Here is a 26,081-nt window from a genome sequence, read left to right as displayed (position 1 = left end):
CCCCTGTGAGATATGGAAGTCGCTTAGCTCTAGGGAGTTTAGCTCAGCTGGGAGAGCATCTGCCTTACAAGCAGAGGGTCAGCGGTTCGATCCCGTTAACTCCCATTTAAGCGGGTGTAGTTTAGTGGTAAAACTACAGCCTTCCAAGCTGTTGTCGCGAGTTCGATTCTCGTCACCCGCTTTGAACTTTGTTCAAAATACCAAGTTTTTAACTTGGGCGCGTAGCTCAGGTGGTTAGAGCGCACGCCTGATAAGCGTGAGGTCGGTGGTTCGAGTCCACTCGTGCCCATAAAGTTTGGTCCGTTGGTCAAGGGGTTAAGACACCGCCTTTTCACGGCGGTAACACGGGTTCGAATCCCGTACGGACTATTTTGGAGGATTACCCAAGTCCGGCTGAAGGGAACGGTCTTGAAAACCGTCAGGCGTGTAAAAGCGTGCGTGGGTTCGAATCCCACATCCTCCTTTTGTATTAACGCGGGATGGAGCAGCTCGGTAGCTCGTCGGGCTCATAACCCGAAGGTCGTAGGTTCAAATCCTGCTCCCGCAATAAGGCTCGGTAGCTCAGTTGGTAGAGCAATGGATTGAAGCTCCATGTGTCGGCGGTTCGATTCCGTCTCGCGCCATTTATATATTTTGGAAGGGTAGCGAAGAGGCTAAACGCGGCGGACTGTAAATCCGCTCCTTCGGGTTCGGGGGTTCGAATCCCTCCCCTTCCATTTTACGGGCATAGTTTAAAGGTAGAACTAAGGTCTCCAAAACCTTCAGTGTGGGTTCAATTCCTACTGCCCGTGTTAATAGAATTATGGCGGGTGTGGTGAAGTGGTTAACACACCAGATTGTGGCTCTGGCATGCGTGGGTTCGATCCCCATCACTCGCCTATTTTATATTATTGGGGTATAGCCAAGCGGTAAGGCAAGGGACTTTGACTCCCTCATGCGTTGGTTCGAATCCAGCTACCCCAGTTACTATTTGCCGGCGTGGCGGAATTGGCAGACGCGCTGGACTCAAAATCCAGTGTCCGCAAGGACGTGCCGGTTCGACCCCGGCCGCCGGTATAGTATAGAGTTAAGGAACGTTGTAAATCTTCGTTCCTTTTTTATATTATTTTTGGTATAATAATAGTTATTCAAATTTTATTTAGATTATGAAAGTGTAGGGAAGTATGTCTCGTTCTATCGATTTATTAAAACATCGGTATTTGAAAAATATTAAAGAAAATCCTGAATTGTTTGTTGGGATTGAGCTGGAATATCCTGTTGTAAACTTGGAAGGGGATGCTACAGATGTTGAAGTTATCAAGCATTTATTTGGATATCTAGTTTCTGATTTGCATTTAACTGTAGAAAAGGTTGATGATTTTGGAAATCCTATTCAGCTAGTGGATCCAGTAAGTCAGGATGCTATTTTATTTGAAGTTTCCTATACAACGATTGAGTTTGCATTTGGTAAGGCTGAAACGATACAAGAGGTTGAAGAACGTTTAAATATTTATATGGAAGCAATCCAGAAGAAGTTAGCTGAATCAAATCATGCTATTGTTGGCTGTGGTATTCATCCCAACTGGGATAAAAATGAGAATTGTCCAGTGGCTTATCCACGCTATCAGATGTTGATGGATTATTTGAATTTGAGTAGAAATGTTACTAAATCAAACTTACATCATTTCCCTGAATATGGTGCGTTTATCTGTGGGAGTCAGGTTCAGCTGGATATTTCAAAGTCTAACTACCTACGGGTGATTAATGCTTTTACTCAAATTGAAGCGGTTAAAGCTTATTTATTTGCAAACTCTGAGTTTACAGGTGCGGATTGGGATACGAAAATTTCAAGGGATATTTTCTGGGAAGAATCCATGCATGGCATCTATCCAGAAAACGTCGGGGTCAATGCTAGACTCTTTAAAGATGAGGATGATTTTTTTGACTATCTCGATCATTCTGCGATTTTTACTGCGGAACGTGATGGACAAACCTATTATTTTTATCCGATTCAGGCTAGGGACTATTTGGCTACATCTGAAATCCAAGCATATGCTCTTAATGGGGATGAGATTCTTATTTATCCTCAAGAGAAGGATTTTGAAACTCATCGTAGTTATCAGTACCAAGACTTAACGACTCGCGGAACAGTTGAGTTTCGTAGTGTGTGTACTCAGCCTCTTGATAGAACTTTTGCTTCTGCTGCCTTTCACTTGGGATTGTTGGTTAATTTAGATAAGTTAGAAGCTTACTTAGAAACAGCACCTTTCTTTAAAGAATTTGGGCGAAATTATAAGTTTTTAAGGCGACAATTTTCTAAGAAAAAGCTTACAGATGAGGAAGAAACTGCGATTATAGAGTTTTCAAAAGACTTACTTCTGTTAGCTGAGGAAGGACTGAAGATGAGAAATAAGCAAGAAATGAGCTATTTAGAGCCTTTGAAAGAAGAATTGGGACTATAATTTCTATTATAAAGGGAGAATTTTCTGAAAAATCATGATATAATGGAAGAGACTATAGATAAAGGATAGAGAGTAATGACATTAGTTTATCAATCAACGCGTGATGCCAACAATACAGTAACTGCCAGCCAAGCAATTTTGCAAGGTTTGGCGACGGACGGTGGTTTGTTTACACCACTTACTTATCCAAAGGTAGATTTGGACTTTGACAAATTGAAAGATGCTTCTTACCAGGAAGTTGCTAAGCTAGTTTTGTCAGCATTTTTAGATGACTTTACAGCTGAGGAGTTGGACTACTGTATCAACAATGCCTACGATAGCAAATTTGATACTCCAGCTATCGCGCCATTAGTGAAATTAGACGGACAATATAACTTAGAGCTTTTCCATGGTTCAACGATTGCCTTTAAGGATATGGCCTTGTCTATCTTGCCATACTTTATGACGACTGCTGCTAAGAAACATGGTTTGGAAAATAAGATTGTTATCTTGACAGCGACATCTGGTGACACGGGGAAAGCTGCTATGGCAGGGTTTGCGGATGTGCCTGGAACTGAGATTATCGTCTTTTATCCAAAGGATGGTGTCAGCAAGGTTCAAGAGTTGCAAATGACTACTCAGACTGGTGATAATACTCATGTTATCGCTATTGATGGTAACTTTGATGATGCTCAAACAAATGTGAAGCATATGTTTAACGATGTAGCCCTTCGTGAAAAGTTGGCTACCAATAAACTGCAATTTTCATCTGCCAACTCTATGAATATCGGTCGTTTGGTGCCACAGATTGTTTATTATGTTTATGCCTATGCTCAGTTGGTTAAGACTGGTGATATTGTGGCTGGTGATAAGGTCAACTTTACCGTACCAACAGGAAACTTTGGAAATATCTTGGCTGCCTTTTATGCCAAAAAAATCGGCCTCCCAGTTGGCAAATTAATCTGTGCTTCAAATGACAACAATGTTTTGACAGACTTCTTCAAGACACGTGTCTACGATAAGAAACGTGAGTTTAAGGTAACAACTAGTCCATCTATGGATATCTTGGTATCTTCAAACTTGGAACGTTTGATTTTCCATCTTTTGGGTAATGATGCGATTAAGACAGCTGAACTCATGAATGCCTTGAATAGCCAAGGACAATATGAATTGACTGATTTTGATGTAGAGATTCTGGAGCTCTTTGCAGCTGAATATGCGACTGAGGAAGAAACAGCGGCAGAAATCAAGCGTGTTTATGAGTCAGATTCTTATATTGAGGATCCACATACGGCGGTTGCCTCAGCAGTTTATAGAAAATACCAAGCGGTTACTGATGATGCGACTAAGACAGTGATTGCTTCAACAGCTAGTCCATACAAGTTCCCAGTGGTTGCAGTAGAAGCTGTAACAGGCAAAGTAGGCTTGACTGACTTTGAAGCCTTGGCTCAATTACATGACATTTCAGGAGTGGCAGTGCCGCCAGCAGTTGATGGACTTGAAACAGCTCCTGTTCGTCATAAGACAACTGTGGCAGCTGCTGACATGCAAGCAGCGGTTGAGGATTATCTAGGACTTTAAGACAGAGGAAGTAAACTCGGTTGGGAAACCAACTGAGTTTCTTTTCATCAGGAGGAGAGATTGTTTAAGAAAAATAAAGACATTCTTAATATTGCATTGCCAGCTATGGGTGAAAACTTTTTGCAGATGCTCATGGGAATGGTGGACAGTTATTTGGTTGCTCATTTAGGATTGATAGCTATTTCAGGTGTATCAGTCGCTGGTAATATCATCACCATTTATCAGGCGATTTTCATTGCTCTTGGGGCAGCTATTTCTAGTGTTATTTCAAAAAGTTTGGGGCAGAAGGATCAGTCTAAGCTAGCCTATCATGTGACTGAGGCGTTGAAAATTACTTTACTATTAAGTTTCCTTTTAGGAGCTTTGTCTATCTTCGCTGGACAAGAGATGATAGGACTTTTGGGAACTGAACAGGCTGTGGCCGAAAGTGGAGGACTCTATCTATCTTTGGTAGGCGGATCGATTGTTCTTTTGGGATTAATGACTAGCTTGGGAGCCTTGATTCGTGCAACGCATAATCCACGTCTGCCCCTCTATGTGAGTCTCTTATCCAATGCCTTGAATATTCTTTTTTCCAGTCTAGCTATTTTTGTACTGGATATGGGGATAGCGGGTGTTGCTTGGGGGACTATTCTGTCTCGTTTGGTTGGTCTTGTGATTTTGTGGTCACAATTAAAACTTCCTTATATGAAACCGACTTTTGGTTTAGATAAGGAACTATTGACCTTGGCATTGCCAGCAGCTGGAGAGCGACTTATGATGAGGGCTGGAGATGTAGTAATCATTGCCTTAGTCGTTTCTTTTGGGACGGAGGCAGTAGCAGGGAATGCGGTCGGAGAAGTTTTGACCCAGTTTAACTATATGCCTGCCTTTGGCGTTGCTACGGCAACGGTTATGTTGGTGGCCCGAGCAGTTGGAGAGGATAATTGGGAAAGAGTCGCTAGTTTGAGCAAGCAAACCTTTTGGCTTTCTCTTTTTCTCATGTTGCCTTTGACCTTTAGTATCTATTCCTTAGGGATACCACTGACTCATCTCTATACGACTGATTCTCTGGCGGTTGAGGCTAGTGTTCTAGTGACACTGTTTTCACTACTTGGCACCCCCATGGCGACAGGGACAGTTATCTATACGGCAGTTTGGCAGGGTTTGGGCAATGCTCGGCTTCCCTTTTATGCGACAAGCATAGGGATGTGGTGTATCCGCATTGGGACAGCCTATCTGATGGGGCTTGTTCTTGGTTGGGGCTTGCCTGGTATTTGGGCAGGGACTCTCTTGGATAATGGTTTTCGCTGGTTATTTCTACGCTACCGCTACCAGCGTTATATGAGCTTGAAAGGATAGGAAATGCAAGAAATAGCTTTTATTTGGGATTTAGACGGGACTTTATTGGACTCTTACGAAGCGATTTTATCAGGGATTGAGGAGACTTTTGCTCAGTTTTCTATTCCTTATGATAAGGAGAAAGTGAGAGAGTTTATCCTTAAGTATTCGGTGCAGGATTTGCTTATGCAGGTGGCAGAAGAGCGAAAACTAGGTGTGGAAGAGCTGAATGAGGTGCGTGCCCAGAGTTTGGCTGAAAAGAATGCCCAGGTAGTCTTAATGCCAGGTGCGCGTGAGGTGCTAGCTTGGGCAGACCAAGCAGGGATTCAGAACTTTGTTTACACTCATAAGGGAGACAATGCTTTTGCCATTCTAAGAGACTTGGGGTTGGAATCCTATTTTACAGAGATTTTAACCAGTCAGAGTGACTTTGCGCGGAAGCCAAGTCCAGAAGCGGCTATATATTTGCTAGACAAGTATCAGCTGAATCCTGATAACACCTATTATATAGGGGATCGGACTCTGGATGTGGAATTTGCCCAGAATAGTGGGATTCAAAGCCTCAACTTTTTAGAGTCGACTTATGAAGGTAATCACAGGATTCAAGCGTTAGCAGATATTTCCCATATTTTTGAGACTGTGCGATAAAAAGATTGTGTCAGTTTTGTGACAGAGATCTAACAAACTATTTCAAGTAATCGAGTTTGTTACAATGAATAGACAGTTCTGTTAAATAGGCCCGAGAGGGCTTTTTTTCTGCTCTTTTTGTGTTATCATAGACAGGTACTCATTTGAAAGGAATTTGAAAGAATGAAGAAAAGAATATTATTAGCCTCAACAGTAGCCTTGTCATTTGCCCCAGTATTGGCAACCCAAGCAGAAGAAGTTCTTTGGACTGCACGTAGTGTTGAGCAAATCCAAAATGATTTGACTAAAACGGATAACAAAACAAGTTATACAGTACAGTATGGTGATACCTTGAGCACAATTGCAGAAGCCTTGGGTGTAGATGTCACAGTTCTTGCGAATTTGAATAAAATAACTAATATGGACTTGATTTTCCCAGAAACTGTTTTGACAACGACTGTCAATGAAGCAGAAGAAGTAACAGAAGTTGAAATCCAAACTCCTCAAGCAGATTCTAGTGAAGAAGCGACAACTGCGACAGCAGATTTGACAACCAATCAAGTGACCGTTGATGACCAAACTGTTCAAGTTGCAGATCTTTCTCAACCGATTGCAGAAGCTCCAAAAGCGGTAGAAACTACAAGTACAAAAGAAGTAGTAGCAAGTTCAGAAGTTACAGAGACAGTGACCGCTTCAGAAGAAGTGACACCATCTACAGGAACTTCTGTCCCAGAGGAGCAAACAGCCGAAACAAGTAGTGCAGTTGAAGAAGTAGCTCCTCAGGCAACGACACCAGCTGAGAAGCAGGAAACACAAGCAAGCATTCAAGCTGAATCAGCAGTAGAAGCAACTACAACTCCAGCAGAAGAAACAGCAATCGAAACAACTGCAACAAGTTCAGAAGCAAAAGAAGTAGCATCATCAAGTGAAGCTACAGCAGCAGTTTCTACTTATCAACCAGAAGAGGCGAAAACAGTTTCAACAACATACGCAGCTCCAGCTGCGCCCGATTATGCTGGACTTGCGGTAGCGAAATCTGAAAATGCAGGCCTTCAACCACAAACAGCTGCCTTTAAAGAAGAAATTGCCAACTTGTTTGGTATCACATCCTTTAGTGGTTACCGTCCAGGAGACAGTGGAGATCACGGAAAAGGTTTGGCTATCGACTTTATGGTACCAGAAGGTTCAGAACTAGGGGATAAGATTGCGGAATACGCTATTCAAAACATGGCCAGCCGTGGCATTAGTTACATCATCTGGAAACAACGTTTCTATGCTCCATTCGATAGTAAATATGGACCAGCTAATACTTGGAACCCAATGCCAGATCGTGGTAGCGTAACAGAAAATCACTATGACCATGTTCACGTTTCAATGAATGGATAAACCTGACTTTGCAATATCATTTTGACGAATGAGATCTAGCTTTCGTGATAGGAAGCGAGTCTCGTTCGTTTTTCTTTGTTAATTTGAGTGGAAAGTAAAATGGGAAGTTAGAATTTTGTAATGCTTTAAGCAACATTCTTGCATTCTATTTTACTTCGCATTATACTTGATAAGTCAACTATTGATGAATCAATAGAAAGGAGGAAGAAATGATAGAGATTCAAGATCTGCTTTATCAACTTCGCTTGTCTGAGCAAGCGAGCACGCAATTGTTTGAAAAAAGACTTGGGATTAGTTTGACACGGTATCAGATTTTATTATTTTTGCTGAAGCATTCTCCCTGTAATCAAATAGCGGTTCAGGAGCGTTTGAAAATTGATCAGGCTGCTTTGACACGGCATTTCAAGATTCTGGAAAAGGAAGGTTTGGTGGAGCGTCATCGCAATCCTGAAAATCAGCGAGAAGTGTTGGTAGAGGCTACGAAGTATGCGAAGGAGCAGTTAGTGATGAATCCACCTCTGAAGCATATCAAGATTAAGGAAGAGATGGAAAGTATCTTAACAGAATCTGAAAAAACAGAACTCAGCCGTTTATTAAACAAATTGGTTTTGGGTATTAAAAACATAGAAATTTAAGGAGAAATAGATGTCAATTACTACAATCATTTTAGCAACGATCGTTGCTTGGGAGCATTTTTACATTTTTTATTTGGAAAGTATTGCAACGCAATCAGATGCGACTAGTCGTGTCTTTAACTGCGACTAGTCGTGTCTTTAACATGGAAAAGGAAGAACTGGCTCGTCCGTCAGTAAGTTCACTGTTCAAAAATCAAGGGATTTATAACGCTCTGCTAGGAGTCTTTCTCTTGTATGGGATTTATTTCTCACAGAATTTAGAAATTGTGACTATTTTTGTCTTCTTTGTGATTGGGGCTGCGGCTTATGGCTCTCTAACAGCAGATAAGAAAATTATTTTGAAGCAAGGTGGACCAGCTATTTTGACCTTGATGAGTATACTAATCTTGAAATAATAAAACCAGCGTTTTAAGGCGCTGGTTTTATTAGATTCTTATCTATTCCGACGTTTTCGAGCCAATACTGCTCGGTAAAAAATCATTTTATTGATTTGAATATAGGGTAGGAGTGAGAAACTAGCAATCCCAAAAGTAATCCAATTGAGGAAGTACCAAGGAAGGAGTTGTAGGTCCAGGACGAAACGCTGGAACTTGTAACCTTTCATCAGGAAACGGCTGGTTTTAAGGATTTGTCCTGGTTTGGCTTGTCCTAAGTCTAGGGTGTCACAGAGGAGAAATTCTACCTGCGAATAGGCATAGTATTGTGGGATATAGAGACTATTTCCGACAATCATCAAGAGGATACTTGCTAGAAAGTAAAGACCAAAGGTCATGAGGAAACGCTCAGTTTCAACTGACGTGAGATCCAGATTGGGAAATTCAGGATGGATGGCAACGAATTTCTTGGCTAAAAAGCTACTGTAAAAGAGAAAGTAAATTCCGAGTAAACTAGGAATACTCCATAAGAAGAGATAGAGACGTTTGAGAAGGAGAGTCAAAAAGGTTTGTGAAAAGTACTCTTCTTTAAATAGAGTGAGACTATTTTTGACGGATAGTTCTGTATCAGGATTCTTTATGAGTTTCAGGGTTGTATAGACTGAACTGGTTAGAAGTATTGTCCCGATAAAGGAGACTAATAGAGGAAAAAGATAGGCCTGGAATACATGGCCAAAAACGCTTAAAAAGGATTGCTCTAAAATAGACTCGTTGATACGCTCTAAGGGATTGAGGAAGCCAGACAAGATGACTAGCATGCTAGGTAAGAGATAGACTAGAAAGAAGCGGGGATTTTCAGCTTGAAATTGTCTGGTCTGCAGACGAATGGTTTTTAAATCAATTTTTGGGTATTTCATTCTCTCATTATACCATAGTTCGTGACAGTTACAGCTTTTTTTGATAAAATCATACAGTATGCCCTTGGGCACAAAGTATGAACTGGGACTGTTTTTCCCAGCTTCGGAGGTAAAAAATGTCAGATTCACCAATCAAATATCGTTTGATTAAGAAAGAAAAACACACAGGAGCTCGTCTAGGAGAAATCATCACTCCCCACGGTACCTTTCCGACACCTATGTTTATGCCAGTTGGGACTCAAGCTACTGTCAAAACTCAGTCACCTGAAGAATTGAAGGAGATGGGTTCGGGAATTATCCTATCAAACACCTATCATCTCTGGCTTCGCCCTGGGGATGAACTTATTGCACGCGCTGGTGGTCTCCACAAGTTCATGAATTGGGACCAGCCTATCTTGACAGATAGTGGTGGTTTTCAGGTTTATTCCTTAGCAGATAGCCGCAATATCACAGAAGAAGGGGTAACCTTTAAAAACCATCTCAATGGTTCTAAGATGTTCCTATCACCAGAAAAAGCCATCTCTATTCAGAACAATCTGGGCTCAGACATCATGATGTCTTTTGATGAATGTCCTCAGTTTTACCAACCTTACGACTACGTTAAGAAATCAATCGAGCGTACCAGCCGTTGGGCTGAGCGTGGTTTGAAGGCTCATCGTCGTCCACATGACCAAGGGTTATTTGGGATTGTGCAGGGGGCAGGATTTGAAGACTTGCGTCGCCAATCAGCGAATGACCTTGTCAGCATGGATTTCCCAGGCTACTCTATCGGTGGTTTGGCAGTGGGAGAAACCCACGAAGAGATGAATGCGGTCTTGGACTTTACAACTCAACTGCTACCTGAAAACAAACCACGCTATCTGATGGGTGTGGGGGCGCCAGATAGCTTAATCGATGGGGTAATTCGTGGGGTGGATATGTTTGACTGTGTCCTGCCGACTCGAATTGCTCGTAACGGGACTTGTATGACCAGTCAGGGACGTTTGGTTGTAAAGAATGCCCAGTTTGCTGAGGACTTTACGCCACTGGATCCTGAGTGTGATTGCTACACATGTAAGAATTACACACGCGCCTACCTTCGTCACTTGCTCAAGGCTGATGAAACCTTTGGTATCCGCTTAACTAGCTACCATAACCTTTACTTCTTGCTTAATCTGATGAAGCAGGTTCGACAAGCTATTATGGATGATAATCTTTTGGAATTCCGTGAGTATTTTGTGGAAAAATATGGCTATAATAAGTCAGGGCGCAATTTCTAATAATTGTAAGGTAGAATACTAAAATCCTAAGTTTTCTCTTAGGATTTTTCTTCTTTTTTTGATAAAATAAGGTGTATTATGGAATGAGAATTAGATGTTTTTACAATCTAATCGAATGGAGAATAAACTCGTATGCGTATTAAATGGTTTTCCTTGATTAGGATTACAGGTTTACTATTGGTACTCTTGTATCATTTCTTTCAGACCATCTTTCCTGGAGGATTTTTCGGGGTAGATGTCTTTTTCACTTTCTCAGGATTTTTGATCACCTCCCTCCTTTTAGAAGAATTTTGGAAGGCACGTCAGATTGATTTGCTGGGCTTTTTTAAGAGAAGATTTTACCGTATCGTACCACCTGTGGTGCTGATGGTTTTGGTGACCATGCCCTTTACCTTTCTAGTTCGGCAAGATTATGTGGCTGGAATTGGGGGTCAGATTGCAGGTGTCTTAGGTTTTATGACCAACTTCTATGAACTCCTAACAGGTGGGAGTTATGAATCTCAGTTCATTCCTCATTTGTTTGTTCATAATTGGAGCTTAGCTGTTGAGGTTCACTACTATATCCTTTGGGGATTGGCAGTTTGGTTTTTATCCAAACAGTCTAAATCAAATGGTCAGTTGAGGGGAATGGTTTTTCTCTTGTCTGCTGCTGCCTTTTTGATTAGTTTCTTCTCCATGTTTATTGGTAGTTTAATGGCCAGTTCCTATTCCACTGTCTACTTTTCAAGTCTAACCCATGTCTACCCTTTCTTTTTAGGAAGTATACTTGCAACAGTTGTGGGCGTTCGTCAGACGAGCGATTTAGTCAGACAATTTGATCGAATGTGGAATCTACGTCAGAATCTGTTAGTATTTGGAGCAGGTCTCTTAGTATTATTACTGTTGACTTTCTTTGTTAAGTTTACCTATCTCTTTGCTTATCTATTTGGATTCTTAATGGCCAGTTTAGCAGCCATGGCTATGATTGTTGCTGCGCGTGTCTTGCATGAAAAAACTCCCAATATAGAAGAGCCGAAGGTAATCAGTTTTCTAGCAGATACTAGCTATGCAGTTTATCTTTTCCATTGGCCATTTTATATTGTTTTTTCTCAGTTACTGGGTAATTTACCGGCTGTTATTCTGACAATTATCTTTTCATATTTTTTTGCTAGCCTATCTTTTTATGTTATAGAACCTTTGATTGCTGGAAAGACAAGTCCTATAATACGGAAAATTGCTAACTTACCTCATATACAAGTAATTAGCACATCTACTTTTGGAATTCTTAGCTTACTTACAGTAGTTATCATAGCCCTAGCTCCTCAGGTAGGTGACTTTGAAACGGATTTGATGGTCAATGGTTTCAAACAAGCACAAACCAATATTGGGCAAACTAAAATGCTTGCTGAGCAGGCAGAAGTAAGTCGTTTGGGCATTGTAGAAGGAACGAGTTTAATTGGTGATTCAGTTGCTTTGCGTGCAAATACAGCCTTGAAAGAAGCACTTCCTGATGCAAATATTAATGCTCAGGTTAGTCGTACTACCAAGCAAGCCAATGACATTATGCTCAATAACAGCCAGAACAAGGCACTTCTAAAAACAGTTGTCATTGCAACGGGTGTTAATAACCCTGAGGGTTACAAGAATGATTTGGACAGTCTTGTTAATAATTTGCCAAAAGGTCATCATTTGATTTTAGTTACACCTTACGAGGGAGATAAGAGCAAGGATACATATGCATCGGTGGAGCAGTATGCAAACTATGCACGTGAATTAGCTGAAAAGACTCCTTATGTAAGTATTGCTGACTGGAATAAGGTTTCTAAGGAACATCCTGAAATCTGGGCTGGAACAGACCAAGTTCACTTCGGGAATGACAATAGCAAGCTCGAAGAAGGTGCTAAGCTATACGCAGAAACGATAGCAGCTGCTGTTAAGGCTGCTCAAGAACAACCTGTGAAATCAAAATAAGATAAAAGAGTTGGAGACATCCAGCTCTTTTAAAATATCTCTAGAAAATAGGTCTATACCATTTACAAATGAATCAGAAAAGTTTATAATGTAATTGACATAATAAATATCAAAAGTAATCTTTTAAGGAGGTCATTATTATGCCTAATTACGTTAAAGCGGATCAGTTTTTCTATCCATTTGGCATTCGTCGCGGTGGGTACTTAGAACTTGTTGATGGCAAATTTGGGAAACATGTGGATCAAATTCCTGAAGGAGCAGAGGTTCTTGACTATACTGGTTATAGCATTGCACCAGGTCTTGTGGATACTCATATTCATGGATATGCAGGTGTAGATGTGATGGACAACAACATTGAAGGTACATTGCATACTATGAGTGAAGGACTTCTTAGTACCGGTGTTACCAGTTTCTTGCCCACAACTTTAACAGCCACTTATGAGCAATTGCTTGCAGTCACTGAAAATCTTGGAAACCATTATAAAGAAGCAACAGGTGCTAAGATTCGTGGGATTTATTATGAAGGCCCATATTTCACAGAAACTTTTAAGGGGGCACAAAATCCAACTTATATGAGAGACCCGGGTGTTGAGGAGTTTCATTCTTGGCAGGATGCTGCAAAAGGGATGCTAAATAAAATCGCTATTGCACCAGAACGTGATGGGGTGGAAGATTTTGTACGTACTATTACAGGTGAAGGTGTGACAGTTGCACTTGGACACTCAGATGCGACATTTGAACAAGCTAAGAAGGCAGTTGATGCTGGAGCTAGTGTATGGGTACATGCCTATAATGGGATGCGTGGTTTAACACACCGCGAACTAGGTATGGTAGGAGCTATGTATGAGCTCCCGCATACTTACGCAGAATTGATTTGTGATGGTTATCACGTAGATCCAAAAGCTTGTGAGATTTTACTTAAGCAAAAGGGGACAGAAAATATCGCTCTTATTACGGACTGTATGACAGCTGGTGGATTGGAAGACGGTGACTATATGTTGGGAGAATTCCCTGTTGTAGTAGCAAATGGAACTGCACGTCTCAAATCCACTGGTAATTTGGCAGGTTCTATCCTCAAACTTAAAGATGGTATGAGAAATGTAGTCGAATGGGGAATTGCGAATCCGCATGAAGCGGTCATGATGGCCAGCTTTAACCCAGCAAAATCTGTTCACATTGATGATGTTTGTGGCCAAATCCGTGAAGGTTATGATGCGGACTTTATTGTATTAGATAAAGATTTGGAATTGGTAGCAACCTATCTAGATGGTGTGAAACGTTATCAAGCATAAGACAGAAAGCAGAAGTTAGAGACTAGCTTCTGCTTTTTTATTATGTGACTATTAGTCCGTAAGGCAGCAGATCAAATTCAGTCTTCCACCAGATGGCTGGATTTTTTATCTGGAAATTAAGAAATGAGCATATTTCTTTCCTTGTTTAGCGGAATTGGTTATAATATACGGTACAAAGGAATGAATGAATATGTATCGTGTTATAGAAATGTACGGAGATTTTGAACCTTGGTGGTTTATAGAAGGTTGGGAAGAAGATATTGTAGCAAGTAGAAAATTTGACCAGTATTATGATGCTCTCAAATACTACAAAACTTGCTGGTTTAGATTGGAACAAGAATCCCCTCTTTATAAAAGTAGAAGTGACTTGATGACCATTTTTTGGGATCCAGAAGACCAACGCTGGTGTGATGAATGTGATGAGTATTTACAACAATACCATTCTTTAGCTCTTTTGCAGGATGAGCAGGTTATTCCAGACGAAAAGCTACGCCCAGGCTATGAAAAACAAACAGGTCAGGAAAGGCACCGTTCTTGCCGTATGAAATTAAGATAGAGAAAAAGTAACTTTTTGGAGTTGCTTTTTTTATTTTTCCAAATCTTTGCGAATAGTATAGGTGAGGAGGTAAGTATGGTTAAAGAAATTGCACAAGAAATCATTCGTTCGGCTCGGAAAAAAGGGGCACAGGATATTTATTTTGTCCCTAAGTTAGACGCCTATGAGCTTCATATGAGGGTCGGAGATGAGCGCTGTAAAATCGGTTGTTATGATTTTGAAAAGTTTGCGGCCGTCATCAGTCACTTTAAGTTTGTGGCGGGTATGAATGTTGGAGAAAAGAGACGTAGTCAACTTGGTTCTTGTGATTATGAATATGACCAGAAGATGGCGTCCTTACGTTTATCTACTGTAGGCGACTATCGAGGGCATGAGAGCTTAGTGATTCGCTTGTTGCATGATGAGGAGCAGGATTTGCATTTTTGGTTTCAAGATATTGATGAATTGGGCAAGCAGTACAGGCAACGTGGTCTCTATCTCTTTGCTGGTCCAGTCGGAAGTGGCAAGACAACCCTGATGCATGAATTGGCCAAGTCTCTCTTTAAAGGACAGCAAGTTATGTCCATAGAAGATCCTGTCGAAATCAAGCAGGACGACATGCTCCAGTTGCAGTTGAATGAGGCGATTGGGCTGACCTATGAAAATCTGATTAAGCTTTCCCTACGGCATCGTCCTGATCTCTTGATTATCGGAGAAATTCGTGACAGCGAGACGGCGCGTGCAGTGGTCAGAGCTAGTTTGACAGGGGCGACAGTCTTTTCAACCATTCATGCCAAGAGTATCCGAGGTGTTTATGAGCGCCTGCTGGAGTTGGGTGTGAGTGAGGAGGAATTGGCAGTCGTTCTGCAAGGAGTCTGCTACCAGAGATTAATCGGGGGAGGAGGAATTGTTGACTTTGCAAATAAAGACTATCAAGAACACCAGCCAACTAGCTGGAATGAACAGATTGACCAGCTTCTTGAAGATGGACATATCACAAGCCTTCAAGCTGAAACGGAAAAAATTAGCTACAGCTAAGCAAAAAAATATCATCACCTTGTTTAACAATCTCTTTTCCAGCGGTTTTCATCTGGTGGAGACCATCTCTTTTTTAGATAGGAGTGCCTTGTTGGACAAGCAGTGCGTGACCCAGATGCGCACGGGCTTGTCTCAGGGGAAATCATTCTCAGAAATGATGGAAAGTTTGGGCTTTTCAAGTGCTATTGTGACCCAGCTATCCCTAGCGGAAGTCCATGGAAATCTCCACCTGAGTTTGGGAAAGATAGAAGAGTATCTAGACAATCTAGCCAAGGTCAAGAAAAAGTTAATTGAAGTAGCGACCTATCCCTTGATTTTACTAGGTTTTCTTCTCTTAATCATGCTGGGGCTACGTAACTACCTACTACCACAACTGGATAGTAGCAATATTGCCACCCAAATTATCGGCAATCTGCCACAAATCCTTCTAGGAATGGTAGGGTTTGTTTCGGTAGGTGTCCTTTTAGCACTAACTTTTTATAAAAGAAGTTCAAAGATGCACGTTTTTTCTATCCTAGCACGCATTCCTTTTCTTGGAATCTTTGTGCAGACCTATTTGACAGCCTATTATGCGCGTGAATGGGGGAATATGATTTCGCAGGGAATGGAGTTGACGCAGATTTTTCAAATCATGCAGGAACAAGGTTCTCATCTCTTTAAAGAAATCGGTCAAGATTTGGCTCAAGCCCTACAAAATGGTCGCGAATTTTCTCAAGCCATAGCAACCTATCCTTTCTTTAAAAAGGAGTTGAGTCTCATCATCGAGTATGGTGAAGTCAAGTCCAAGCTGGGTAGTGAGTTGGAAATCTATGCTGAAAAAACTTGGGAAGCTTTTTTTACTCGAATTAACCGCACCATGAATTTGGTGCAGCCACTGGTCTTTATCTTTGTGGCTCTGATTATCGTTTTACTTTATGCGGCAATGCTCATGCCCATGTATCAAAATATGGAGGTAAATTTTTAACATGAAAAAAATGATGACATTCTTGAAAAAAGCTAAGGTTAAAGCTTTTACACTTGTGGAAATGTTGGTTGTCTTGCTCATCATCAGCGTGCTTCTCTTGCTCTTTGTACCTAATTTGACCAAGCAAAAAGAAGCAGTCAATGACAAAGGAAAAGCTGCTGTTGTTAAGGTGGTGGAAAGCCAGGCAGAGCTTTATAGCTTAGATAAAAATGAAGATGCTAGCCTAAGTAAGTTACAAGCAGATGGGCGAATCACAGAAGAGCAAGCTAAAGCTTATAAAGAATATCATGCAAAACAAAATAAGACTCAAATGGTCGCGGATTAAGGCCTTTACCATGTTTGAAAGTCTCTTGGTTTTGGGTCTTGTGAGTATCCTTGCCTTGGGCTTGTCCGGTTCAGTCCAGTCCACTTTTGCGGCGGTAGAGGAACAGATTTTCTTTATGGAGTTTGAAGAACTCTATCGGGAAACCCAAAAACGCAGTGTAGCCAGTCAGCAAAAGACTAGTCTAAACTTAGATGGGCAGACGATCAGTAATGGCAGTCAAAAGTTAACAGTTCCTAAAGGAATGCAGGCACCATCAGGCCAAAGTATTACATTTGATCGAGCTGGGGGCAATTCGTCCCTGGATAAGGTTGAATTTCAGACCAGTAAAGGAACGATTCGCTATCAGTTATATCTAGGAAATGGAAAAATTAAACGCATTAAGGAAACAAAAAATTAGGGCAGTGATTTTACTGGAAGCAGTCGTCGCTCTAGCTATCTTTGCCAGCATTGCGACCCTTCTTTTGGGACAAATTCAAAAGAATAGGCAAGAAGAAGCAAAAATCTTGCAAAAGGAAGAAGTCTTGCGTGTAGCTAAGATGGCCTTGCAGACAGGTCAAAATCAGGTAAATATCAACGGAGTTGAGATTCAGGTGTTTTCTAGTGAAAAAGGATTGGAGGTCTACCATGGTTCAGAACAGTTGTTGGCGATCAAAGAGCCATAAGGTCAAGGCTTTTACCTTGTTAGAATCCCTGATTGCCCTCATTGTCATCAGTGGAAGTTTGCTCCTCTTTCAAGCCATGAGTCAGCTCCTCATTTCAGAAGTTCGCTACCAGCAGCAAAGCGAGCAAAAAGAGTGGCTCTTGTTTGTGGACCAGCTGGAGGCAGAATTAGACCGTTCGCAGTTTGAAAAAGTGGAAGGCAATCTCATTTATATGAAGCAGGATGGCAAGGAAATTGCGATAGGTAAGTCTAAATCGGATGATTTTCGAAAAACTGATGCCAGTGGACGAGGATATCAGCCTATGATTTATGGACTCAAATCTGCGCATATTACAGAGGACAATCAGTTGGTGCGTTTTCATTTCCAGTTCCAAAAAGGCTTAGAAAGGGAGTTCATCTATCGTGTGGAAAAAGAAAAAAGTTAAGGCAGGTGTTCTCCTCTATGCAGTCACCATGGCAGCCATTTTTAGTCTTTTGTTACAATTTTACTTGAACCGACAAGTCGCTTACTATCAAGACTATGCTTTAAATAAAGAAAAGCTGGTCGCTTTTGCTATGGCCAAGCGAACCAAGGATAAAGCCGAGCAAGAAAGTGGGGAACAGGCCTTTAATCTGGGGCAGGTGAGCTATCAAAATAAGAAAACAAGCTTGGTGACAAGGGTTCGTACGCCTAAGAGTCAATATGAGTTCCTATTTCCCTCAGTCAAAATCAAAGAAGAGAAAACAGATAAAAAGGAAGAGGTAGTGACTGATTCAAGTAATCAAGCAGAGAAGAAAAAATCAGAAGAGAAGGTTGAAAAGAAAGAGAATTCCTAGCTAATCAGGCTACTTTGTGCTAAACTAAAAATATGAAACATGATTTTAACCACAAAGCAGAAACTTTTGATTCACCTAAAAATATCTTCCTTGCAAACTTGGTATGTCAAGCAGTCGAGAAATAGCTTGATGCTCCATCAGACGAAGAAATTTTGGATTTCGGTGGAGGGACGGGCCTGTTAACCTTGCCCCTAGCCAAGCAGGCCAAGTCTGTAACATTGGTGGATATTTCGGAGAAAATGCTTGAGCAAGCTCGTTTGAAAGCGGAGCAGCAAGACATCAAGAATATCCAGTTTTTGGAACAAGATTTACTGAAAAATCCCTTAGAGCAAGAGTTTGATCTCATTGTTGTTTGTCGTGTTCTTCATCATATGCCTGATTTGGATGCGGCTCTCTCACTGTTTCATCAACATTTGAAGGAAGATGGACAACTCCTACTTGCTGATTTTACCAAGACAGAAGCTAACCATCATGGATTTGAATTGGTTGAACTGGAAAACAAGCTAACCCAGTTTGGTTTTTCATCTGTGCATAGTCAGATCCTCTATAGCGCTGAAGACCTGTTTCAAGGAAATTACTCAGAACTCTTTTTAACAGTAGCCCAAAAATCACTCGCCTAGTCAGGGAGTGATTTTTCTATAAGGATGGAAAAAAGAAGGGAAATTTGATAAGATAGGAATATGGATTTTGAAAAAATTGAACAAGCTTATACCTATTTACTAGAGAATGTCCAAGTCATTCAAAGTGATTTGGCGACCAACTTTTATGACGCCCTGGTGGAGCAAAACAGCATCTATTTGGATGGTGAGACTGAGTTAGAGCAGGTCAAAGACAACAATCAAGCCCTTAAGCGTTTAGCACTACGCAAAGAAGAGTGGCTCAAGACCTACCATTTTCTCTTGATGAAGGCTGGGCAAACAGAACCCTTGCAGGCCAATCACCAGTTTACACCGGATGCTATTGCTTTACTTTTGGTGTTTATTGTGGAAGAGTTGTTTAAAGAGGAGGAAATTACTATCCTTGAAATGGGTTCTGGGATGGGAATTCTTGGCGCTACTTTATTGACCTCGCTTGATAAAAAGGTGGATTACTTGGGAATGGAAGTGGATGATTTGCTGATTGATCTGGCAGCTAGCATGGCAGATGTAATTGGTTTGCAGGCTGGCTTTGTCCAAGGAGATGCCGTTCGTCCACAAATGCTCAAAGAAAGCGATGTGGTCATCAGCGACTTGCCTGTCGGCTATTATCCTGATGATGCCGTTGCGTCGCGCCATCAAGTTGCTTCTAGTCAAGAACATACTTACGCCCATCACTTGCTCATGGAACAAGGACTTAAGTACCTCAAGTCAGATGGATACGCTATTTTTCTCGCTCCGAGTGATTTGTTGACCAGCCCTCAAAGTGACTTGTTGAAAGGCTGGTTGAAAGAGGAGGCAAGTTTGACTGCCATGATTAGTCTGCCTGAAAATCTTTTTGCCAGTGCTAAACAATCCAAGACGATTTTTATCTTACAGAAGAAAAGTGAAACAGCAGTAGATCCTTTTGTTTATCCGCTTGCTAGCTTGCAAGATGCAAGTGTTTTAATGAAATTTAAAGAAAATTTTCAAAAATGGACTCAAGGTACTGAAATATAAAATAGATTTTGTTATAATAGATGAAAACGCTTAAAAAGGGGTATCATGTTATGACAAAAACAATTGCAATCAATGCAGGAAGTTCAAGTTTGAAATGGCAATTATACTTAATGCCAGAAGAAAAAGTATTGGCGAAAGGTTTGATTGAACGTATCGGTTTGAAAGATTCAATTTCAACTGTAAAATTTGACGGCCGTTCTGAACAACAAATTTTGGATATCGAAAATCACACACAAGCTGTTAAAATCTTATTGGATGACTTGATTCGTTTCGATATTATCAAGGCTTATGACGAGATTACAGGTGTTGGACACCGTGTTGTTGCAGGTGGAGAATATTTCAAAGAATCAACAGTCGTTGAGGGAGATGTTTTAGAAAAAGTTGAAGAATTGAGCTTGTTGGCTCCTCTCCACAATCCAGCCAATGCAGCAGGTGTTCGTGCCTTCAAGGAATTGTTGCCAGACATTACCAGTGTAGTTGTTTTTGATACTTCATTCCACACAACTATGCCAGAGAAAGCTTATCGCTACCCTCTACCAACAAAATATTACACAGAAAACAAGGTTCGTAAATATGGTGCCCACGGTACAAGTCACCAGTTTGTAGCAGGAGAAGCTGCAAAACTCTTGGGACGACCTTTGGAAGACTTGAAGTTGATTACATGCCATATCGGAAACGGGGGATCAATTACAGCTATTAACGGTGGTAAGTCAGTTGATACTTCTATGGGATTCACACCGCTTGCTGGAGTGATGATGGGTACTCGTACTGGAGATATTGACCCTGCTATCATCCCTTACTTAATGCAATATACAGAGGATTTCAATACGCCAGAGGATATCAGTCGCGTTCTCAATCGTGAGTCAGGGTTGTTGGGTGTATCTGCTAAATCAAGTGATATGAGAGATATCGAAGCAGCTGTAGAAGCTGGGGATCATGATGCAACTTTGGCGTATGAAATGTATGTTGACCGTATCCAAAAATACATTGGTCAATATCTAGCAGTCTTAAACGGAGCTGATGCTATTATCTTTACGGCGGGTGTTGGAGAGAATGCGGCTCATTTCCGTGAGAAAGTTATTTCAGGTATTACTTGGTTTGGTTGTGATGTTGATCCTGAAAAGAATGTTTTTGGATCAACAGGAGACATCTCAACAGAAGAAGCAAAAATCCGTGTTTTGGTTATTCCAACAGATGAAGAATTGGTCATTGCTCGTGACGTTGAACGCTTGAAAAATAAGTAAAACTAGAAAAAATATTTAGTACAAGGAGTTGGGAAAGAGATTTTTCCAGCTTCTTTTTCTGGTGAAATTGTCCAAAACCTTGCTATGATTGGCTTTTTTGAAAAATATGGTATAATAGTAGTAATTTAATAGATGGAGTTGAGTTTTGAAGAAAAACTTTCGTGTAAAAAGAGAGAAAGATTTTAAGGCAATTTTCAAGGAGGGAACAAGTTTTGCTAACCGCAAATTTGTTGTCTACCAATTGAAAAACCAGAAAAAACATTTTCGAGTAGGTCTATCAGTTAGCAAAAAACTGGGGAATGCGGTCACTAGAAATCAAATTAAGCGACGAATTCGACATATTATTCAGAATGTAAAAGGGAGTCTGGAAGAAAACGTTGATTTTGTTGTCATTGCTCGAAAAGGGGTTGAAAACTTGGGATACGCAGAGATGGAGAAAAATCTACTCCACGTATTAAAATTATCAAAGATTTACCAGGAAGGAAATGGGAGTGAAAAAGAAATTACAGTTGACTAGTTTGCTAGGACTGTCTCTATTGATCATGACAGCCTGTGCAACAAATGGGACAACTAGCGATATTACAGCCGAATCGGCTGATTTTTGGAGTAAATTTGTTTACTTCTTTGCGGAAATCATTCGCTTTTTATCGTTTGATATCAGTATCGGAGTAGGGATTATTCTCTTTACGGTCTTGATTCGTACACTGCTCTTGCCAGTCTTTCAGGTGCAAATGGTAGCTTCTAGAAAAATGCAGGAAGCTCAACCACGCATTAAGGCGCTTCGAGAACAATATCCAGGTCGAGATATGGAAAGCAGAACCAAGCTAGAGCAAGAAATGCGTAAAGTCTTTAAAGAAATGGGTGTCAGACAGTCAGATTCTCTTTGGCCGATTTTGATTCAGATGCCGGTTATCTTGGCCTTGTTCCAAGCTCTATCAAGAGTTGACTTTTTAAAGACAGGTCATTTCTTATGGATTAACCTTGGTGGTGTGGATACAACCCTTGTTCTTCCGATTTTAGCGGCAGTATTTACCTTTTTAAGTACTTGGTTATCCAATAAAGCCTTGTCTGAGCGAAATGGCGCTACGACTGTGATGATGTATGGGATTCCAGTCTTGATTTTTATCTTTGCAGTTTATGCGCCAGGTGGAGTCGCCCTATACTGGACAGTGTCCAATGCTTATCAAGTCCTGCAAACCTATTTCTTGAACAACCCATTCAAGATTATCGCAGAGCGAGAGGCGGTAGCTCAGGCACAGAAAGATTTGGAAAATAGAAAAAGAAAAGCCAAGAAAAAGGCTCAGAAAACGAAATAATAAGGAGGAATCTGGTAATGGTAGTATTTACAGGTTCAACTGTTGAAGAAGCAATCCAGAAAGGATTGGAAGAATTAAATATTCCAAGGATGAAAGCTCATATCAAAGTCATTTCTCGTGAAAAAAATGGATTTCTTGGTTTATTTGGTAAAAAACCAGCCCAGGTTGATATTGAAGCTATTAGTGAAACAACTGTCATTAAAGCAAATCAACAAGCTGTAAAGGGTGTTCCTAAAGAAGTCAATGAAAAAAATGAACCAGTTAAAACAGTCAGTCAAGCGACCGTTGATTTGGGGCATGTTGTAGAAGCAATTAAAAAGATTGAAGAAGAAGGTCAAGGGGTTTCTGATGAAGTCAAGGCTGAAATATTGAAAAATGAAAAACATGCTAGCACTATTTTGGAAGAAACTGGTCATATTTCAATTCTAAATGAATTGCAACTAGAAGAGAGCACAGATGAAACTGTTTCTGCTTCTGAGTCAGTTTTCGACACAGAAGAACCTTCTAGTCAATTTATCGAAGATTTAGACTTAAAGGTGGAACCAAGCTTTGATATTGAACAAGTAGCTACGGAAGTAACGACTTATGTCCAAACAATCATTGATGACATGGACGTTGAAGCGACGATTTCAAATGATTATAACCGTCGTAGCATCAATTTGCAAATTGATACAAATGAGCCAGGGCGTATTATCGGTTATCATGGTAAAGTATTGAAAGCCTTGCAGCTATTGGCTCAAAATTATCTTTATAACCGCTATTCAAGAACCTTCTACATTACTATTAATGTCAATGATTATGTTGAACACCGTGCAGAAGTCTTGCAGACCTATGCGCAAAAATTGGCGACTCGTGTTTTAGAAGAAGGTCGCAGCCGACAAACAGATCCAATGTCAAATAGCGAACGCAAGATTATCCATCGCATTATTTCACGCATGGATGGCGTGACGAGTTACTCTGAGGGTGACGAGCCAAATCGCTATGTTGTCGTAGATACAGAATAAGCAAAGCAAAATCAGGTTCATCCTGATTTTTTGCTAGCTAAAGGAGATTAAACGGATGTTAAATGAAATAAGAAATTATCTAGAATTTGCTGGTTTGCAGTACCGTAATCCTGATAAAGCAGGAGAAGAGCGAGAAAAAATGCTGGCATTCCGCCACAAAGGTCAAGAGGCACGAAAGGCTTTTACAGAACTGGCCAAAGTCTTTCAAGCAAGCCATTCAGAATGGCAACTCCAACAGACTAGCCAGTGGATGAACCAAGCACAGCGTTTGCGACCACATTTCTGGGTCTATCTACAGAGAGACGGACAAGTGACAGAACCTATGATTGCCTTACGTTTATATGGAAGTCCTTCTGATTTTGGAGTCTCACTAGAAGTCAGTTTTATCGAGCGTAAGAAGGATGAGCAAACTCTAGGCAAGCAGGCCAAGGTCCTAGAAGTTCCAGTGATAGAAGGTATTTATTATCTAGTCTACTCTGATGGCCAAAGTCAACGGTGGGAGGCGAACGAAGAAAATCGTCATGTCTTAGTCGAGAAGGTAGGAAGTCAAGAAATCCGAAAAGTTTTAATTAAGGCAGATGTTTCTTTTATAGAAAATCAATCATTAGAAGTTATTTTAGAAAAATTAGAAGAAGCTTATGAACGCTTGCTTCCCTATTATCAGGCGACCAGAAAGTAGAAAATAGGAGACTTATCTAGCGTCGAATTGTTTAATTGCTATTCTATGTATTTTTTCATATAATAGTAAAATAGAATGTGTGATTCAGTAATCACCTCAAATAGAAAGGAAATTCTATGTCAAATCTATCTGTTAATGCAATTCGTTTCCTAGGTATTGACGCCATTAATAAAGCTAACTCAGGTCACCCAGGTGTGGTTATGGGAGCGGCTCCGATGGCTTACAGCCTCTTTACAAAACAACTTCGTATCAATCCAGATCAACCAAACTGGATTAACCGTGACCGTTTTATTCTTTCAGCTGGTCATGGTTCAATGCTCCTTTATGCCCTTCTTCACCTTTCTGGCTTTGAAGATGTTAGTATGGATGAGATCAAGAGTTTCCGTCAATGGGGTTCAAAAACACCAGGTCACCCAGAATTTGGTCATACAGCAGGAATTGATGCTACAACAGGTCCTTTAGGTCAAGGGATTTCAACTGCCACTGGTTTTGCCCAGGCAGAACGTTTCTTGGCAGCCAAATATAACCGCGAAGGCTACAATATCTTTGACCACTATACTTACGTTATCTGTGGAGATGGGGACTTGATGGAAGGTGTCTCAAGTGAGGCGGCTTCATACGCAGGTTTGCAAAAGCTAGATAAGTTGGTTGTCCTTTATGATTCAAATGACATCAACTTGGATGGTGAGACAAAGGATTCCTTTACAGAAAGTGTTCGTGATCGTTACAATGCCTACGGTTGGCATACTGCCTTGGTAGAAGATGGAACAGACTTGGAAGCAATCCAAGCTGCTATCGAAACAGCTAAAGCTTCAGGCAAACCATCTTTGATTGAAGTGAAGACTGTTATTGGATACGGTTCTCCAAACAAACAAGGAACTAATGCTGTACACGGTGCTCCTCTTGGAGCAGATGAAACTGCAGCAACTCGTCAAGCCCTTGGTTGGGACTACGAACCATTTGAAATCCCAGAACAAGTGTATGCTGATTTCAAAGAACATGTTGCAGACCGTGGTGCATCAGCTTATCAAACTTGGACAAAGCTAGTTGCTGACTATAAAGAAGCGCATCCAGAATTGGCTGCAGAAGTAGAAGCCATTATTGATGGACGTGATCCAGTTGAAGTGACTCCAGCAGACTTCCCAGCTTTAGAAAATGGTTTCTCTCAAGCAACTCGTAATTCAAGCCAAGATGCCTTGAATGTTGTGGCGGCTAAGTTACCAACCTTCCTAGGTGGATCAGCTGACCTTGCTCACTCAAACATGACTTATATCAAGACTGACGGACTTCAAGACGATTCCAACCGCTTGAACCGTAACATTCAGTTTGGTGTTCGTGAATTTGCCATGGGAACAATCTTGAACGGGATGGCTCTTCATGGTGGACTTCGTGTATACGGTGGAACTTTCTTCGTCTTCTCTGACTATGTGAAGGCAGCTGTTCGCTTGTCAGCCTTACAAGGACTTCCCGTGACTTATGTCTTTACCCACGATTCAATCGCGGTTGGGGAAGACGGTCCAACGCACGAACCAGTTGAGCATTTAGCAGGTCTTCGTGCTATGCCAAATCTAAATGTTTTCCGTCCAGCAGATGCGCGTGAAACTCAAGCAGCTTGGTACCTTGCAGTAACAAGTAAGAAAACGCCAACTGCCCTTGTCTTGACCCGCCAAAACTTGACTGTTGAAGAGGGAACAGACTTCGACAAGGTTGCTAAAGGTGCTTATGTCGTCTATGAAAATGCAGCAGATTTTGATACAATCTTGATTGCGACAGGTTCAGAGGTCAATCTAGCTGTCTCAGCTGCTAAAGAATTGGCTAGTCAAGGCGAAAAAGTCCGCGTAGTCAGCATGCCATCTACAGATGTCTTTGATAAACAAGATGCAGCTTACAAGGAAGAAATCCTTCCAAATGCAGTTCGCCGTCGTGTTGCAGTCGAAATGGGTGCAAGTCAAAACTGGTACAAATATGTTGGACTAGATGGTGCAGTTCTTGGTATTGATACCTTTGGAGCCTCTGCTCCAGCACCAAAAGTGTTGGCAGAATATGGCTTTACTGTTGAAAATCTTGTAAAAGTCGTTCAAAACTTGAAATAATCCTAAAAATC

The 26,081-nt window shown here is 41.0% G+C and carries 25 protein-coding genes, 12 tRNA genes and 2 pseudogenes; 38 read left to right on the top strand and 1 reads right to left on the bottom strand.

Features of this window, described 5'->3' with window-relative positions; translation table 11 throughout:
• Positions 1 to 32 precede the first annotated feature (32 nt).
• The 19 genes and pseudogenes from MK482_RS08595 to MK482_RS08505 all read left to right on the top strand — a co-directional run bounded on the left by MK482_RS08595 (position 33) and on the right by MK482_RS08505 (position 8,364).
• Positions 33 to 105: transfer RNA gene (locus tag MK482_RS08595), tRNA-Val, on the top strand.
• A 5-nt stretch (positions 106 to 110) separates the two neighbouring features.
• Positions 111 to 181, top strand: a tRNA-Gly gene (locus tag MK482_RS08590).
• Positions 182 to 215: 34 nt separating this feature from the next.
• Positions 216 to 289: transfer RNA gene (locus tag MK482_RS08585), tRNA-Ile, on the top strand.
• An 8-nt stretch (positions 290 to 297) separates the two neighbouring features.
• Positions 298 to 369, top strand: a tRNA-Glu gene (locus MK482_RS08580).
• Between the two features lie 4 nt (positions 370 to 373).
• Positions 374 to 463 (top strand) — tRNA-Ser (locus MK482_RS08575).
• A gap of 10 nt (positions 464 to 473) precedes the next feature.
• Positions 474 to 547 (top strand) — tRNA-Met (locus MK482_RS08570).
• A 3-nt stretch (positions 548 to 550) separates the two neighbouring features.
• A tRNA-Phe gene (locus MK482_RS08565) sits at positions 551 to 623 on the top strand.
• 12 nt (positions 624 to 635) lie between these two features.
• Positions 636 to 716: transfer RNA gene (locus MK482_RS08560), tRNA-Tyr, on the top strand.
• A gap of 4 nt (positions 717 to 720) precedes the next feature.
• A tRNA-Trp gene (locus MK482_RS08555) sits at positions 721 to 791 on the top strand.
• Positions 792 to 805: 14 nt separating this feature from the next.
• Positions 806 to 878: transfer RNA gene (locus MK482_RS08550), tRNA-His, on the top strand.
• Positions 879 to 891: 13 nt separating this feature from the next.
• Positions 892 to 963 (top strand) — tRNA-Gln (locus MK482_RS08545).
• Positions 964 to 972: 9 nt separating this feature from the next.
• A tRNA-Leu gene (locus MK482_RS08540) sits at positions 973 to 1,056 on the top strand.
• Between the two features lie 107 nt (positions 1,057 to 1,163).
• Positions 1,164 to 2,441, top strand: coding sequence for a gamma-glutamylcysteine synthetase (locus MK482_RS08535; protein WP_268718495.1), 1,278 nt, complete (start codon positions 1,164 to 1,166; stop codon positions 2,439 to 2,441).
• 75 nt (positions 2,442 to 2,516) lie between these two features.
• On the top strand, positions 2,517 to 4,001 hold the full coding sequence (gene thrC / locus MK482_RS08530) for a threonine synthase (protein WP_268718494.1): 1,485 nt from the start codon (positions 2,517 to 2,519) through the stop codon (positions 3,999 to 4,001).
• Between the two features lie 60 nt (positions 4,002 to 4,061).
• Positions 4,062 to 5,342, top strand: a complete 1,281-nt coding sequence (locus MK482_RS08525; protein WP_268718493.1) for an MATE family efflux transporter — start codon at positions 4,062 to 4,064, stop codon at positions 5,340 to 5,342.
• 3 nt (positions 5,343 to 5,345) lie between these two features.
• A complete protein-coding gene (locus tag MK482_RS08520) occupies positions 5,346 to 5,969 on the top strand; it encodes an HAD family hydrolase (protein ID WP_268718492.1) in 624 nt (207 codons plus the stop codon).
• Positions 5,970 to 6,131: 162 nt separating this feature from the next.
• Entirely contained in the window at positions 6,132 to 7,334 is a 1,203-nt protein-coding gene (locus MK482_RS08515; protein ID WP_268718491.1) for a LysM peptidoglycan-binding domain-containing protein, read from the top strand.
• 209 nt (positions 7,335 to 7,543) lie between these two features.
• Positions 7,544 to 7,969, top strand: a complete 426-nt coding sequence (locus MK482_RS08510; protein WP_268718490.1) for a MarR family winged helix-turn-helix transcriptional regulator — start codon at positions 7,544 to 7,546, stop codon at positions 7,967 to 7,969.
• 10 nt (positions 7,970 to 7,979) lie between these two features.
• Positions 7,980 to 8,364, top strand: a pseudogene (locus MK482_RS08505) (DUF1304 domain-containing protein).
• A 38-nt stretch (positions 8,365 to 8,402) separates the two neighbouring features.
• Here the strand turns inward: MK482_RS08505 and MK482_RS08500 are convergent.
• Complete coding sequence (locus MK482_RS08500) at positions 8,403 to 9,260, bottom strand: DUF975 family protein (RefSeq protein ID WP_125411298.1); 858 nt, start codon at positions 9,258 to 9,260, stop codon at positions 8,403 to 8,405.
• A gap of 116 nt (positions 9,261 to 9,376) precedes the next feature.
• Between MK482_RS08500 and tgt the strand changes: the two genes are divergently transcribed.
• From tgt to tkt, 19 genes and pseudogenes are all read left to right on the top strand, one after another.
• On the top strand, positions 9,377 to 10,519 hold the full coding sequence (gene tgt, locus MK482_RS08495) for a tRNA guanosine(34) transglycosylase Tgt (protein ID WP_001285245.1): 1,143 nt from the start codon (positions 9,377 to 9,379) through the stop codon (positions 10,517 to 10,519).
• Between the two features lie 132 nt (positions 10,520 to 10,651).
• Positions 10,652 to 12,469 carry an acyltransferase family protein gene (locus MK482_RS08490; RefSeq protein ID WP_268718489.1) on the top strand — a complete coding sequence of 606 codons (1,818 nt, stop codon included), beginning with the start codon at positions 10,652 to 10,654 and terminating at the stop codon, positions 12,467 to 12,469.
• Between the two features lie 140 nt (positions 12,470 to 12,609).
• On the top strand, positions 12,610 to 13,761 hold the full coding sequence (gene nagA / locus MK482_RS08485) for an N-acetylglucosamine-6-phosphate deacetylase (RefSeq protein WP_057517319.1): 1,152 nt from the start codon (positions 12,610 to 12,612) through the stop codon (positions 13,759 to 13,761).
• Positions 13,762 to 13,951: 190 nt separating this feature from the next.
• The gene (locus MK482_RS08480) at positions 13,952 to 14,317 is read left to right on the top strand and encodes a DUF1033 family protein (protein ID WP_124788098.1); all 366 of its coding nucleotides are present in this window, start codon (positions 13,952 to 13,954) and stop codon (positions 14,315 to 14,317) included.
• 75 nt (positions 14,318 to 14,392) lie between these two features.
• Positions 14,393 to 15,334, top strand: coding sequence for a competence type IV pilus ATPase ComGA (gene comGA / locus MK482_RS08475; RefSeq protein ID WP_268718488.1), 942 nt, complete (start codon positions 14,393 to 14,395; stop codon positions 15,332 to 15,334).
• Positions 15,282 to 16,298, top strand: coding sequence for a competence type IV pilus assembly protein ComGB (gene comGB, locus MK482_RS08470; RefSeq protein WP_268718497.1), 1,017 nt, complete (start codon positions 15,282 to 15,284; stop codon positions 16,296 to 16,298). The genes comGA and comGB overlap by 53 nt, the downstream gene beginning before the upstream one ends.
• A gap of 1 nt (position 16,299) precedes the next feature.
• Positions 16,300 to 16,623 (top strand): comG operon protein ComGC, encoded by a 324-nt coding sequence (gene comGC, locus MK482_RS08465; RefSeq protein ID WP_268718487.1) that lies wholly within the window; start codon positions 16,300 to 16,302, stop codon positions 16,621 to 16,623.
• Entirely contained in the window at positions 16,586 to 17,020 is a 435-nt protein-coding gene (comGD, locus tag MK482_RS08460) for a competence type IV pilus minor pilin ComGD (RefSeq protein WP_268718486.1), read from the top strand. The genes comGC and comGD overlap by 38 nt, the downstream gene beginning before the upstream one ends.
• Complete coding sequence (gene comGE, locus MK482_RS08455; protein WP_000413380.1) at positions 16,983 to 17,285, top strand: competence type IV pilus minor pilin ComGE; 303 nt, start codon at positions 16,983 to 16,985, stop codon at positions 17,283 to 17,285. Before comGD ends, comGE begins: the two co-directional genes overlap by 38 nt.
• Complete coding sequence (comGF, locus tag MK482_RS08450; RefSeq protein WP_268718485.1) at positions 17,248 to 17,709, top strand: competence type IV pilus minor pilin ComGF; 462 nt, start codon at positions 17,248 to 17,250, stop codon at positions 17,707 to 17,709. The genes comGE and comGF overlap by 38 nt, the downstream gene beginning before the upstream one ends.
• On the top strand, positions 17,687 to 18,100 hold the full coding sequence (gene comGG, locus MK482_RS08445) for a competence type IV pilus minor pilin ComGG (RefSeq protein WP_223340416.1): 414 nt from the start codon (positions 17,687 to 17,689) through the stop codon (positions 18,098 to 18,100). The genes comGF and comGG overlap by 23 nt, the downstream gene beginning before the upstream one ends.
• 32 nt (positions 18,101 to 18,132) lie before the next feature.
• Positions 18,133 to 18,720, top strand: a pseudogene (locus MK482_RS08440) (class I SAM-dependent methyltransferase).
• 60 nt (positions 18,721 to 18,780) lie between these two features.
• Positions 18,781 to 19,734 (top strand): class I SAM-dependent methyltransferase, encoded by a 954-nt coding sequence (locus MK482_RS08435; protein WP_268718484.1) that lies wholly within the window; start codon positions 18,781 to 18,783, stop codon positions 19,732 to 19,734.
• Positions 19,735 to 19,784: 50 nt separating this feature from the next.
• Entirely contained in the window at positions 19,785 to 20,978 is a 1,194-nt protein-coding gene (locus tag MK482_RS08430) for an acetate kinase (protein ID WP_268718483.1), read from the top strand.
• A 145-nt stretch (positions 20,979 to 21,123) separates the two neighbouring features.
• Positions 21,124 to 21,495, top strand: coding sequence for a ribonuclease P protein component (gene rnpA / locus MK482_RS08425; protein ID WP_153220815.1), 372 nt, complete (start codon positions 21,124 to 21,126; stop codon positions 21,493 to 21,495).
• Entirely contained in the window at positions 21,470 to 22,294 is an 825-nt protein-coding gene (locus MK482_RS08420; RefSeq protein ID WP_206146679.1) for a membrane protein insertase YidC, read from the top strand. Before rnpA ends, MK482_RS08420 begins: the two co-directional genes overlap by 26 nt.
• Positions 22,295 to 22,311: 17 nt before the next feature.
• The gene (gene jag, locus MK482_RS08415; RefSeq protein ID WP_125453082.1) at positions 22,312 to 23,298 is read left to right on the top strand and encodes an RNA-binding cell elongation regulator Jag/EloR; all 987 of its coding nucleotides are present in this window, start codon (positions 22,312 to 22,314) and stop codon (positions 23,296 to 23,298) included.
• 55 nt (positions 23,299 to 23,353) lie between these two features.
• The gene (locus tag MK482_RS08410; RefSeq protein WP_268718482.1) at positions 23,354 to 23,977 is read left to right on the top strand and encodes an HI_0552 family protein; all 624 of its coding nucleotides are present in this window, start codon (positions 23,354 to 23,356) and stop codon (positions 23,975 to 23,977) included.
• A 116-nt stretch (positions 23,978 to 24,093) separates the two neighbouring features.
• The gene (gene tkt / locus MK482_RS08405; protein WP_268718481.1) at positions 24,094 to 26,070 is read left to right on the top strand and encodes a transketolase; all 1,977 of its coding nucleotides are present in this window, start codon (positions 24,094 to 24,096) and stop codon (positions 26,068 to 26,070) included.
• The last annotated feature ends 11 nt before the right edge of the window (positions 26,071 to 26,081 follow it).

This window comes from Streptococcus mitis (genome assembly GCF_026782865.1).
GTDB lineage: Bacteria > Bacillota > Bacilli > Lactobacillales > Streptococcaceae > Streptococcus > Streptococcus mitis_CG.
This window is presented reverse-complemented; position numbering and strand designations above follow the sequence as displayed.

Excerpts from the sequence above, each read along its gene's own strand:
- MK482_RS08535 (WP_268718495.1), top strand. The coding sequence starts at position 1,164 with ATGTCTCGTTCTATCGATTTATTAAAACATCGGTATTTGAAAAATATT.
- thrC (WP_268718494.1), top strand. The coding sequence starts at position 2,517 with ATGACATTAGTTTATCAATCAACGCGTGATGCCAACAATACAGTAACT.
- MK482_RS08520 (WP_268718492.1), top strand. The coding sequence starts at position 5,346 with ATGCAAGAAATAGCTTTTATTTGGGATTTAGACGGGACTTTATTGGAC.
- MK482_RS08515 (WP_268718491.1), top strand. The coding sequence starts at position 6,132 with ATGAAGAAAAGAATATTATTAGCCTCAACAGTAGCCTTGTCATTTGCC.
- MK482_RS08510 (WP_268718490.1), top strand. The coding sequence starts at position 7,544 with ATGATAGAGATTCAAGATCTGCTTTATCAACTTCGCTTGTCTGAGCAA.
- MK482_RS08500 (WP_125411298.1), bottom strand. The coding sequence starts at position 9,260 with ATGAAATACCCAAAAATTGATTTAAAAACCATTCGTCTGCAGACCAGA.
- tgt (WP_001285245.1), top strand. The coding sequence starts at position 9,377 with ATGTCAGATTCACCAATCAAATATCGTTTGATTAAGAAAGAAAAACAC.
- MK482_RS08490 (WP_268718489.1), top strand. The coding sequence starts at position 10,652 with ATGCGTATTAAATGGTTTTCCTTGATTAGGATTACAGGTTTACTATTG.
- nagA (WP_057517319.1), top strand. The coding sequence starts at position 12,610 with ATGCCTAATTACGTTAAAGCGGATCAGTTTTTCTATCCATTTGGCATT.
- MK482_RS08480 (WP_124788098.1), top strand. The coding sequence starts at position 13,952 with ATGTATCGTGTTATAGAAATGTACGGAGATTTTGAACCTTGGTGGTTT.
- comGA (WP_268718488.1), top strand. The coding sequence starts at position 14,393 with ATGGTTAAAGAAATTGCACAAGAAATCATTCGTTCGGCTCGGAAAAAA.
- comGB (WP_268718497.1), top strand. The coding sequence starts at position 15,282 with ATGGACATATCACAAGCCTTCAAGCTGAAACGGAAAAAATTAGCTACA.
- comGC (WP_268718487.1), top strand. The coding sequence starts at position 16,300 with ATGAAAAAAATGATGACATTCTTGAAAAAAGCTAAGGTTAAAGCTTTT.
- comGD (WP_268718486.1), top strand. The coding sequence starts at position 16,586 with ATGCAAAACAAAATAAGACTCAAATGGTCGCGGATTAAGGCCTTTACC.
- comGE (WP_000413380.1), top strand. The coding sequence starts at position 16,983 with ATGGAAAAATTAAACGCATTAAGGAAACAAAAAATTAGGGCAGTGATT.
- comGF (WP_268718485.1), top strand. The coding sequence starts at position 17,248 with ATGGTTCAGAACAGTTGTTGGCGATCAAAGAGCCATAAGGTCAAGGCT.
- MK482_RS08435 (WP_268718484.1), top strand. The coding sequence starts at position 18,781 with ATGGATTTTGAAAAAATTGAACAAGCTTATACCTATTTACTAGAGAAT.
- MK482_RS08430 (WP_268718483.1), top strand. The coding sequence starts at position 19,785 with ATGACAAAAACAATTGCAATCAATGCAGGAAGTTCAAGTTTGAAATGG.
- jag (WP_125453082.1), top strand. The coding sequence starts at position 22,312 with ATGGTAGTATTTACAGGTTCAACTGTTGAAGAAGCAATCCAGAAAGGA.
- MK482_RS08410 (WP_268718482.1), top strand. The coding sequence starts at position 23,354 with ATGTTAAATGAAATAAGAAATTATCTAGAATTTGCTGGTTTGCAGTAC.
- tkt (WP_268718481.1), top strand. The coding sequence starts at position 24,094 with ATGTCAAATCTATCTGTTAATGCAATTCGTTTCCTAGGTATTGACGCC.